Raw genomic sequence first — 7,128 nt, forward strand, 5'->3', positions numbered from 1 at the left:
CTCGCCCATGATGATGTCGAAGAGCGGGACGAAGATCATGCCCATGCCGAAGCCGTAGCCGCCGAGCACCGGAGCCAGGCTCCAGCCGCTCAGGCCGGTGTGCGAGTGCACGAACACCAGGTACAGGCCGATCAGGCTGACCGCCATGATCGCCAGGCCCAGGTGGATGATGTGGCGGCCGAGCTTGTGCATCATCGTGGCGCCGAAGCCCGAGCCGAAGAACGCGCCGACCGCCCACCAGACCATGGCCAGCGCCGCGCGCACCGGGCTGTAGCCGAGGCCGAGCTGCAGCAGCAGTCCGGTCACCAGGGAGAAGCCGACGATCGCGCCGAAGAAGAAGAGGACGAACATCGTGCCGCCGGCGTAGGAGCGCTTGGTCAGGACGCTGAACTCGACCAGCGTGTTCGCGCCGCGGCGGGTACGCCGGCGCTGGTGCGCGGCGAAGAGGGCGAAGACCGCGATCGCGCCCGCGCCGACCCCGGCCAGCCAGGACGGCCAGCCGAGCTCGCGACCCTGCACCAGCGGGTAGACCAGCAGGAACATCGCGACCCCGGCGAGCAGCGCGCCGGTCCCGTCGAGCCGGACGGTCCGGCCGGAACGCGCGCCGCGCGGCAGCGCCTTCAGGCCGGCCAGCAGGGCGAAGAGCGCCAGCGGAAGGTTGATGCCGAAGACCATCCGCCAGCCGGTGCCGAACAGGTTCGCGTCGATCAGCGTGCCGGCCACGACCGGGCCCAGGATGGTGGACAGGCCGATCACCGGGCCGAGCGCGCCGAACGCCTTGCCGAGCTCCTGCGGCGGGAACAGGTCCCGGATCAGTCCGAAACCCTGTGGGATCATCACCGCGCCGAACAGGCCCTGCACGACGCGCGCCGCGATGAGCAGCTGCGGGTCCGGGGTGAGGGCGCAGCCCAGCGAGGAGAGCGCGAAGCCCACGACGCCGATCATCAGCATCGTGCGGCGGCCGAACAGGTCGCCGAGCCGACCGCCGGTCATCAGGCCGACCGCGAGGGCGAGGGTGTACCCGGCGGCGATCCACTGGATGTCCGAGTAGGAGGCGCCCAGGTCGCGGCGGATCGAGGGCGCCGCGACGTTGACGATCGTGGAGTCCAGCAGGTTCATGATGAGCGCGGTCAGCACCGCGAAGAAACCGAGCCAGCGGTGGGTCGGCGCCGTGGCGCCGGTCGCCTCGGAAGTGGCTGTCATCACGGCCTCCGTTGTCACTCGTCCGGCGGATGGGCTGTTCTTCGACGCACTCTTGATCGGATCGGGATTCGCTGTGTTTTCCATGCCCCCAGCTTGGCGCGCAATCAGGAACACTTGCTTCCTAATATGAAGGCAGAATAAGCAGCATGTTGGAGACCTCGGCGCGACTGCTGCGCCTCCTGTCGCTCTTGCAGACCCCGCGCGAGTGGACCGGCACTGAGCTGGCCGATCGCCTCAACGTGACCACGCGCACGGTGCGCAACGACGTCGGCAGGCTGCGCGATCTCGGCTATCCGGTGCACGCCACGCGGGGTGCCGTCGGGGGGTACCGGCTCGCGGCCGGAGCGAACCTGCCGCCGCTCCTGCTCGACGACGAGGAGGCGGTCGCCGTCGCGGTCGGGCTGCGCACCGCGACCGTCGGCTCGGTGGCCGGAATCGAGGAATCGGCGCTGCGCGCGCTGGCGAAGTTGGAGCAGGTGCTGCCGGATCGGCTGCGGCGCCGTATCAATACGCTGCAGAGCTACACGGTCGCGGTCCCGCCGCCCCCGGACCGCAAGGGCTCGCGGGTGTCCGCCGAGGTGCTGACCGCGATCACCGCCGCCTGCCGGGACCGGGAGCGGCTGCGTTTCGACTACCACTCGCACGATGGGACCGCGAGCCGCCGCGACGTCGAGCCGTACCGCCTGGTCAACTGGGGTCGGCGCTGGTACCTGGTGGCTTGGGACGTGCAGCGCGGCGCGTGGCGCACGTACCGGGTGGACCGGGTCGAGCCGAAGGTGCCGACCGGACCGCGTTTCGCTCCTCGCGAGCTGCCCGACAAGGATCTGGCCGGCTATGTCGCGCGCGGCGTCTCGACCGCCTCGTGGCGTTTCCGGGTGAGGATCACCGTGCACGCTTCGGCCGAGTTCATCGCGGAGCGGCTGCCGCCGTCACTCGGCCCGGTAGAAGCGGTCGACGAGGAGACCTGCGCCGTAGTGCTGGGCAACAACGACGTGGAGATGCTGGCCGTGTGGCTGGGCGCGCTCGGCCGGGACTTCGAGTTCGATCTCGATGAGGCTCCCGACCTGGCCCGGCATCTGCGCGTCCTGGCCGAGAGATATGGCCGCGCCGCGGGTGGTTACGCAGCCTCGCGCGGCACGGAACCTGCTCCCGCGTAATAGCGGACACAACCTGCTACCCCCTGGCCGAGTCTCCGGTTATAGGCAGTGCAGCCGCGCGGCGAGCCCGCGCTGAGCACTGACTTCGAGCTCTGGCGCCTCAGGAGGGCCGCATGAGTCGTTCGCCGGGAAATGACCGCCAAGGTGCCGCGAGGTGCCATGCTGCTGCGATGGATCGACGTGGATTCGTGCGCGCCGCGGCGGGATTGGCGGCCGGTGGCGTGGTCGGCGGTGGGGTTGCGGCCTGCGGTTCGAGTACCGGCCATGCGCAGTCGAGCGCCGCGCCCACGGCCAGCGCCGGCGCGTCCGGGTCGGCGGGCGCGAGCGCTGCCGCGTCGCCGCGCGCCTCCGCCTCGGCCGCCGACTGGTCCGCGCTCGGCCGGGGGTTGGCCGGCCAACTGGTCCGACCGGGTGATTCTGACTACGGCACCGCGCGGCTACTGTTCGATCCGCGCTTCGACGGGCTGCGGCCGGCCGGGATCGCGTTCTGCGAGAACCCCGCCGACGTGGCCGAATGCCTTGCCTTCGTTCGCCGCTTCGCCGTGGCGGTAACGCCGCGTTCCGGTGGCCACAGCTATGCGGGCTATTCAAGCGGTCAGGGGCTGGTCATCGACGTGACGCGCATGAACACGGTCACGCAGGTCGGCTCTGGTACCGCACGCATCGGCGCCGGAACGCGTCTGGTCGATCTTTACGCAGGCCTCGACGCACACGGCGTCACCGTTCCCGGCGGCTCGTGCCCGACGGTCGGCGTCGCGGGTCTCACGCTCGGCGGCGGCATCGGTGTGGTCACGCGGGCGTACGGCACTTTGAGCGACAACCTGCGGTCGGTGCAGATGGTGACGCCGGACGGGACGGTCCGGGAGTGCGACGCCGACCAGAACGCTGACCTGTTCTGGGCCTGCCGAGGCGGCGGTGGCGGCAATTTCGGGGTGGCGACCGCGTTCACGTTCGCGACGCATCCGACGCAGCAGATGGTGCTGTTCTTCCTGAACTGGCCCTGGTCTCAGGCATCGAAGGTCATCGCCGCCTGGCAGTCGTGGGCCCCGAACGCCCCGGACGAGCTGTGGTCGAACCTGCACGCGCTCAGCAGTCCCGATGGCGCCGGCGATACGCCGACGATCCAGGTCGGGGGAACCTACCTGGGTTCGCTCAGCGGCGCGCAGGAGCAGATCAGCCGACTGGTCGACCAGGTGGGCTCGACCCCGCACGGCTCGCCGTTCGTGAGCTCCCACGCGCACGCCATGATGATCGAGGCCGGCTGCTCGCAGCTGAGCACGGCCCAGTGCCATCTGCCGTGGCAGAACCCGGCCGGCACCCTGCAGCGGGAGTCGGAGTTCGCCAAGTCGCACATCTTCACCCGCGCGCTTTCGCCGTCCGCGATCTCGGCGATCATCGCGGCGGTCGAGCAGCGGCAACAGTTCGGCGGCGGCGGCCAGGGCGGCGTGGCGTTCGACGCACTCGGCGGAGCGGTGAACCGGGTCGCGCCGGACGCCACCGCGTTCGTGCATCGTGACGGATTGTTCGTCGGCCAGTTCACTACGACGTGGAGCGACGGCGCGACAACCGCGCAGACCGGCACGCAGCAGAACTGGCTGCGCGGTTTTCACCAGACGATGACGCCTTACGCGAGCGGCCAGGCGTACCAGAACTATCTCGATCCGGAGCTGGCCAACTGGCAGCAGGCGTACTACGGCGCGAACTACGCGAGGCTGGTTCAGGTCAGGGAGAAGTACGACCCCGGACACGTCTTCAACCTGCCGCAGGGCATCGGCGCCGGCTAACCGCAGCCGACCTTCGCAGCCCTTGACGCCCTTAGCTCTCCTCCACTCTGCCTTTCCACCTTCCGCCGCTGCCGCGGTGATAGCGCCGCGCCGAGTCGAAGGTCATCGCGCCATAGAGCATCATGACCGCAGGCAGCAAGGGCGCGCGCCAGCCGCGTAGTCGGTAAAGGCGCAGCGTTGGCAGGTAACTCAGCGAGAGCAGCGCCCACGCCGCGAGGGCAGCGCCGGCGGTGACGGCTGCTGGCGTGCCCCCACCGGCCAGTGCGATCCCCAGGAAGGCGAGGCCGACGACAGGCGGAACGGCGTACATGATCAGAAGGCCGAGCAACGTACCGGCGAGCAGGTATGGCGAGTAACGCAGTTGCGTGTATGCGCTGCGGGCGATCATGTCCCAAAGGTCTGAGAACCGGGGATATGGCCTGACGCTGTGGACGTCGGCGGTCAGCCCGAGCCAGGTGCGGCCGCGCCCGCCGCGCCGCTTCAGCAGCGTTCCCAAGGCGACGTCGTCGATCCGGGCGCCTGCGATCTGCTCGAGCCCTCCCGCCTGGATCAGTGCATTGCGGCGCACGAGCATGCATCCGCCGGCGGCCGCCGCCGTGCGGCTATTCGGGCGGTTCACGCGGGCGAATGGGTAAAGCTGCGCGAAGCTGTAGACGAACGCGGGCACGATGGCGCGCTCAGCCGCGGTCTCGGTACGCAGGCGGGCCATCAGCGACACCAGGTCGAGTTCGCGTGCTTCGCCGAAAGCCACCAAACGCCAGACGCCGTCGGCCGGGTGCGCAATATCGGCATCTGTGAACAGCACGTATTGCGGTGCGCTCGGCGCGGACGCTTCTGAGGCCTCGAAGCCGCGTCTCATCGCCGCCACCTTGCCTGCCCAGCCGGGCGGAGGACCGCCGCTGTGCACGATGTGCAGTGCGCGGCCGGGGTGCGCGGCGGAGAGCTTCTCGGCCACTTCGGAGGTTCCGTCGCTGCTCGCGTCGTCGACGAGTACGACCGTGAGCTTGCCCGGATAGTCCTGCCCGAGCAGCGTGGGCAGGGTCAGCGGCAGCATGTCGGCTTCGTCGCGGGCCGGCACGATCGCCACGACATCCGGCCAGGCACGGTCCTGCGCGCCGAGTGCGTTCGCTCGCGCGGGCAGGTACTGGTCGGCGAGCCAGTACCTGCCGTGCGCGAGCAGCAGATAGAGCCAGATGGCCAGGGACAACAGGGCCACACCGGCGAAGACGAGCGCAGTCACGGCCTAAGCCTGGCAGACCGGGCCGCGCTCGGCGTCAGGGGTCAGCTGACGTTGAGGGACGTGTCGTCGGCCACGAAAGAGGTCTGCTGGGAGCTGTCCTCGGTGCCGGTGAATTTGAGGGTGATGCTCTGTCCGGCGTAGGCGGACAGGTTGAAGCTGTGCTGGGTGTAGCCGGTGTTGTGGTCGAGGTTGGAGTAGGTGGCCAGGGTCGCCAACACGCTGCCGGAGGAGGAGAGCACCTGCACGCTCAGCTTGTCGTAAGCGGTGGTCGTGCTGGTCTCAGCCGTGTCGATGTGCAGGTAGAAGGCGAAGTTGTAGGTCGAGCAGCCGTTGGGCACGGTGACGGCCTGCGAGAGGGTGTCGGTGTGGGTGCTGCCGTATCCGTCCATCCACGCGTCATAGGTGCCGCTGTGCGGGGGCTCGGAGGAGCTGTTGCTCACGACGCCGGAGGACGCGGACCACGGGGATGCCGATCCGGTCTCGAATCCGGGGTTGCCCAGCAGCTGCGCCGCTGTACAGCCGCCACCGCCGGATGAGGTGCTGATTGTCCACGTGAACGACGCCGAGCCGGTGGCGCCCGTGCCGTCCTTCGCCGAGACGGTCACCGAGGAGCTGCCCGCCGCGGCGGGGGTGCCGGAGATCAGGCCGGTGGCGGAGTTGATCGACAGGCCGGCTGGTAGGCCTGAGGCGCTGTAGGTCAGCGTTTGGCCGGAGGCGGAGTCTGCGGCCTGAACCTGAAGGCTGAGTGCGGTACCCACGGTCCCCGACTGGCTGCCGGGGTTGGTCACGGTCACCGTGTTCTGCGTCGAACCGGCGGTGAACGCGTCAGTGATGGGTGTCGCGGAGGAGCTGGAGCCGGCGTAGCCGAGGTTGTAGAAGTCCTCGATGGTGCGCAGCACGTTGTAGTGGTTGATCGTCTCGCCGTACGTGCCGGGCTTCACGTGCGCGCCGACCGCGATCGTCGGGATCTGGTTGTTGCTGCTGTTGTCGTCCTCGTCCCAGGTGACGATCAGGTCGCTGTTGTGGGTCTTGGCCCATTGCGCGTAGCCGTCGATGTTGTTCTGCAGCCAGGTGTCGCCCTGCGCGACCGTGCCGTCGTGCATGTCGTCGAGCAGGTTTGGCACGACGATGGAGACCGCGGGCAGCGTGCTGTAGTCGGTCGGGAAGGCCGCGAAGGTGCGGTTGTCCGCGCTCGGCACGTTGGTGAAGTTGGACCACGGGTTGTGCTTGCGCGCGTACTCGCCGGACGTGCAGCCGGTGTAGCCGTCGGACGGCATCGACTCGGAGTAGCCGGTGAAGGTGAGCCCGGCGGCGATCAGCTCGCTGCCGAGGTTCGCCGTGGAGTAGGTGTGCGGGCAGCTGTCCGAGGAGAGGCCCTCGGTGCTGCCGGCGAACAGCGCCAGGTAGTTCGGCTCGCTCGGGTGGGTGATCGCGAAGGACTGGGTGAAGTTGGCGCCCTGCGCCGCGAGTGCGTTGATGTAGGGGGCTGACGAGCTGCCGATGACGTCGGAGTAGGAGTGGTTCTCCTCGATCACGACGACGAGGTGGTCCGGCTTCGGCAGTCCGGCGGCGGCGTGCGCGGGGGCGCTCGCGGTCAGCGGGGCGAGCAGCGCGGCGATCGGGGCGAGGGCCGCGAGCGCGGTCCTGAGCCGGTTCGGTGTGGTGGGCAGGGGCACGGGATCTCCTCCGGGGCGGTGGGTACGCGTCGGTTTCCGGTGTCCGCGGCGGCGCGGCCTCCTCACAG

5 protein-coding genes are annotated in these 7,128 nt (G+C 69.5%); 2 read left to right on the top strand and 3 right to left on the bottom strand.

Annotation, left to right across the window (positions count from 1 at the left end):
• A partial coding sequence (locus VFB40_RS20325) for an MFS transporter (RefSeq protein ID WP_324853019.1) occupies positions 1–1,203 on the bottom strand: 1,203 nt, incomplete at its 3' end.
• A gap of 146 nt (positions 1,204–1,349) precedes the next feature.
• On the opposite strand from VFB40_RS20325, the gene VFB40_RS20330 reads away from it, so the two are divergent.
• Positions 1,350–2,360, top strand: a complete 1,011-nt coding sequence (locus VFB40_RS20330; RefSeq protein ID WP_324853021.1) for a helix-turn-helix transcriptional regulator — start codon at positions 1,350–1,352, stop codon at positions 2,358–2,360.
• A gap of 170 nt (positions 2,361–2,530) precedes the next feature.
• A complete protein-coding gene (locus VFB40_RS20335) occupies positions 2,531–4,144 on the top strand; it encodes an FAD-binding oxidoreductase (RefSeq protein WP_324853023.1) in 1,614 nt (537 codons plus the stop codon).
• 31 nt (positions 4,145–4,175) lie between these two features.
• Here VFB40_RS20335 and VFB40_RS20340 read toward each other — a convergent pair whose 3' ends face one another.
• Together VFB40_RS20340 and VFB40_RS20345 are read right to left on the bottom strand one after the other, a co-directional pair.
• On the bottom strand, positions 4,176–5,384 hold the full coding sequence (locus VFB40_RS20340; protein WP_324853025.1) for a glycosyltransferase: 1,209 nt from the start codon (positions 5,382–5,384) through the stop codon (positions 4,176–4,178).
• 41 nt (positions 5,385–5,425) lie between these two features.
• Positions 5,426–7,060, bottom strand: coding sequence for an alkaline phosphatase family protein (locus VFB40_RS20345; protein WP_324853027.1), 1,635 nt, complete (start codon positions 7,058–7,060; stop codon positions 5,426–5,428).
• Between the last annotated feature and the right edge of the window lie 68 nt (positions 7,061–7,128).

The organism is Actinocrinis sp. (assembly GCF_035650855.1).
In the GTDB taxonomy this organism is placed as follows: Bacteria; Actinomycetota; Actinomycetes; order Streptomycetales; family Catenulisporaceae; genus Actinocrinis.